The 3,603-nt window shown below is 64.7% G+C and carries 4 protein-coding genes; 2 read left to right on the top strand and 2 right to left on the bottom strand.

Annotated features, from left to right (window positions below; genetic code table 11):
* Window positions 1-8 precede the first annotated feature (8 nt).
* Entirely contained in the window at window positions 9-974 is a 966-nt protein-coding gene (locus AC1DJT_RS35090) for a DUF2891 domain-containing protein (RefSeq protein ID WP_476835900.1), read from the top strand.
* Window positions 975-997: 23 nt separating this feature from the next.
* Here AC1DJT_RS35090 and AC1DJT_RS35095 read toward each other — a convergent pair whose 3' ends face one another.
* Both AC1DJT_RS35095 and AC1DJT_RS35100 read right to left on the bottom strand, forming a co-directional pair.
* Window positions 998-2,452, bottom strand: coding sequence for a cryptochrome/photolyase family protein (locus tag AC1DJT_RS35095; protein WP_476835899.1), 1,455 nt, complete (start codon window positions 2,450-2,452; stop codon window positions 998-1,000).
* 127 nt (window positions 2,453-2,579) lie between these two features.
* Window positions 2,580-2,873, bottom strand: coding sequence for a hypothetical protein (locus tag AC1DJT_RS35100; protein ID WP_441489886.1), 294 nt, complete (start codon window positions 2,871-2,873; stop codon window positions 2,580-2,582).
* Window positions 2,874-3,224: 351 nt separating this feature from the next.
* On the opposite strand from AC1DJT_RS35100, the gene AC1DJT_RS35105 reads away from it, so the two are divergent.
* Window positions 3,225-3,545 (top strand): DUF4238 domain-containing protein, encoded by a 321-nt coding sequence (locus AC1DJT_RS35105; RefSeq protein WP_476770033.1) that lies wholly within the window; start codon window positions 3,225-3,227, stop codon window positions 3,543-3,545.
* The last annotated feature ends 58 nt before the right edge of the window (window positions 3,546-3,603 follow it).

Raw genomic sequence — 3,603 nt, forward strand, 5'->3', positions numbered from 1 at the left:
ATCATGTCCTGGCCGGCCCCGAAGACGCCCGAACGCCGCGTGAACTCCATCCGGTCTATCATGTCCTGGCCGGCCCCGAAGACGCCCGAACGCCGCGTGAACTCCATCCGGTCTTCTATGGCAGCTATGACTGGCATTCCTGCGTTCACAGCTACTGGATGCTGGCGCGCCTGCTGCGCCGCTTTCCGGACCTTCCGAATGCCGGAGATATCTGCGCCCTGTTCGACGAACAGTTCGTCGCGGACAAGGTCGCCGTCGAGTGCGCCTATCTTGCGGCGCCGACGGCGCGCGGCTTCAAGCGGCCCTATGGCTGGGCTTGGCTTTTGAAACTGGCCGAGGAACTGCACCTGCATGACGACCAGCGCTGGTCGCAGATGCTCGCGCCGCTGGCGGACGCATTCGCTCAGCGCTTTCGCGACTTTCTGCCGCTCGCGACCTATCCGGTCCGCGTGGGCACGCATTTCAACACGGCCTTCGGCCTCAGGATGGCGGCAGACTATGCTGCGGTGACGCGGGACGACGCCTTCATGGCGCTGCTGCGAGACACCGGCAGGCGCTGGTACGGCGGGGATGCGGATTGCCCGGCCTGGGGCGAGCCGAGCGGCGACGACTTCCTGTCCTCGGCGCTGATCGAGGCGGAATGCATGAGGCGTCTCCTGCCAGGGGAGGAATTTCTGCCCTGGTTCGACGTCTTCCTGCCCAGGCTTGCCGACAGCGGACCGGAAACCCTGTTCCGGCCGGCGACTGTCAGCGATCGCACGGATGGCAAGATCGCCCATCTCGATGGTCTGAATCTCAGCCGGGCGTGGTGCTGGCGCGCGCTCTCCGCGGCGCTGCCGCCGGGCGATCCGCGCCGAACCCTGGCAGAGGACGCTGCCGCACGGCACCTGGCGGCCGGGCTTCCCCATATCGCCGGCGACTATATGGGCGAACACTGGCTCGCGAGCTTTGCCGTGCTCGCGCTCGAAGGATGAGGGCACGAAGCACGGCAGGCAGGCTATGCGCGACCCAGGGACGCAAGGGCATCGAGCGCCCGCTGCCGGCCAAAACCGAGATCGATGATCGGGCGTGGATAGGTTTCTCCGAGCCGGACGCCAGCGGCCGCGAGCTTGCCAGGCGAAAGCGTCCAGGGACTGTGGATCTCCGGGGCTGGAAGCTGACCGAGTTCCGGAATCCAGCGTCGGACATAGGTGCCGTCGGGGTCGAATTTCTCGCCCTGCGTMACTGGGTTGAAGATGCGGAAATAGGGAGCGGCATCGGCGCCCGATCCCGCAACCCATTGCCAACTCGTGGGATTATTGGCGGGGTCGGCGTCAACCAGAGTGTCCCAGAACCAGCGCTCGCCTTCGCGCCAGTCTATGAGCAGGTGCTTGATCAGGAAGGACGCGACGATCATCCGCACGCGATTATGCATCCAGCCGGTCGTCCAGAGTTCGCGCATGCCGGCATCGACGATCGGATAGCCTGTCAGCCCGCGTTGCCAGGCGTGCAGCGCGGCATCGTCCTGTCGCCATGGAAAAGCGTCGAAACGCGCGTTGAAGTTCTGCGTCGCCAGGTCAGGGTGATGGAAGAGCAGGTGGTAGGAGAATTCACGCCAGCCGATTTCGGAGAGAAATTTCTCTGCATCGCCGGCGCTGCCCGGGATTTCTCCTGCATGCCGGGCTGCCAGCGTGGCGTGCCAGAGCTGGCGGGGCCCGATTTCACCGAAGCGCAGATGCGGAGAGAGGCGCGAGGTCGAGACCTTGTCGGGACGATTGCGACCCTCGCTGTAGCCTGCGATCGCCTCGCCGAGGAAAGAGGAGACGGCGCCCGTCGCGCCAGCCTCGCCCGGAATCCAGGCCTCGCGCATGCCTCCAGCCCAATCGGGCGCGGTCGGTTCCAGCATCAGCCTCTCATGATCGAGGGCAAGYGGTTTCAGCGATTCGGGGAGAGGCAGCGGTCTCAGCTGTGTGGGGGCTGGGGCAGGAGCTGCCGGCTCGCCGCGCGCCCGGACTGCGCGCCAATAGGGCGTGAAGACCTTGAAGGGCGTGCCGGAGCCCGTTGCGATCTGCCAGGGCTCGTTGAGCAGGCTGGCATTGTAGCTCGCGACGGTCGTGCCGGCCTGGGTCAGTTCGCGCTTCACCTCAGAATCAAGCGCAATGGCGGYGGCCTCGTAGCGACGATTCCAGGTGACGAGGTCGACGCCTGTTGCGGCCACGACCATGGGAATCAACCTGGCAGGGTCTCCCCGCATCAGGACGAGCCTGCCGCCGCGCGCGCCCAGCTCTTCGGCGAGCGCGGCGAGAGAGCGTGACAACCACCAGCGCGCTGCGCCGCCCAGCACGCGCCGTTTCGGTGATTCGTCGAGGATGTAGAGGCAAAGGACGGGGCCATGGGCCGCAGCTGCGCAAAGGGCAGGATTGTCGGCGAGACGCAGATCGTCGCGGAACCAGAACAGGGAGGAGGCGCTCATCCCTCCTGATAGCCTGCCTCCCGATAGCCTGCACCAGCGGCTCACGCGAAATCGGCGCCGTCAAGGCGCCGATCCTGGCATTGCTTCCGGGCGGGAGAATCGACCTCCGGGCCGGTATGCGGCGCTATCAGCGGTAATAGGGCCGGCCGTAATACTGGCGATGGCGCCAGTGCCCGCGTGCATAGCCATAGGGCGGCGGGCCGTAATGGCGGCGGCCGTAATAGCCGCGTGGGGGACCGTAGCGATAACCGTGAGAATAGTGTCCCCGGCCATGGCGCCAGTCGCGATACTGAACCTGCTGAATGTCGGACGTCCCGCTCAGCAGGTCGCCAGCCGTGGTCGGTGGCGCTGCGAGTGCGGCTGCGGGCAGGGCAGCCGTCAGGCCCAGCATCAGGGCCGAGGCGAGGAAAAAGTTTCGCATGATTCGTCTCCAGGTGAATCGGATCGACAGCATGGAAGCCGATCGGGCTCGAACCGGTGATGAACGGGATTGTCCGGAACCGTTCATCTCGCGCAAGGCACAGATGCCTCGCTTTCGCGAGGATCAGGGCAGTCAGCGCATCATGTTAAGGAGGTGGAGGCCTCGCCCGAACCGGAGCGATTGAGGTCTAGCAGTCACTTAGCCGGAATCCCTGTCCCGAATAGCAGCGCCATTTTACTTGGCTTTCGGTGCGCTTTGTCCCGCCATTCCGCCGCACGCCCTCCGTGGACAGCGCTGCGTAACGCCTCAGCGGCGGTTGTCAGTTCGGGGCATGGCGCTAAGCATTGCGGCATGAGCCAACCCAAAAATCCGCGGCCGATCATGCAGCACATTGTGCCGAGGCTGCACCTAAGCCGTTTCGCCGGCGCCGAACCTAAAGGGCACGTCTGGACGTTCTCAAAGAAGGTCGCGAAACCTCGATCAGCGATCCCCGAGGAGACGGGGATAGAGCGTCATTTCTATTCGGTCGAAAACCCTGACGGCAGCCACGATACCTGGATTGAGGAAACACTGTCGAAGATCGAAGGGGTCGCGGAAGAACCATATCGCAAATTGCTGCTCGGCGAGATCCCATCCGGGGGACTGTCAGGGATTTTGTGTCCGGGGCCATAGTGACGCCGATGGAGGGCGCTCATGGTCATCAAGAAGGACACACTGGATCAGTTGCTTG

Source organism: Allobosea sp. 05T422_2 (assembly GCF_056396265.1).

Coding starts and splice junctions, on each gene's coding strand:
- AC1DJT_RS35100 (WP_441489886.1), bottom strand. CDS start 2,873: ATGCGAAACTTTTTCCTCGCCTCGGCCCTGATGCTGGGCCTGACGGCT.
- AC1DJT_RS35105 (WP_476770033.1), top strand. CDS start 3,225: ATGAGCCAACCCAAAAATCCGCGGCCGATCATGCAGCACATTGTGCCG.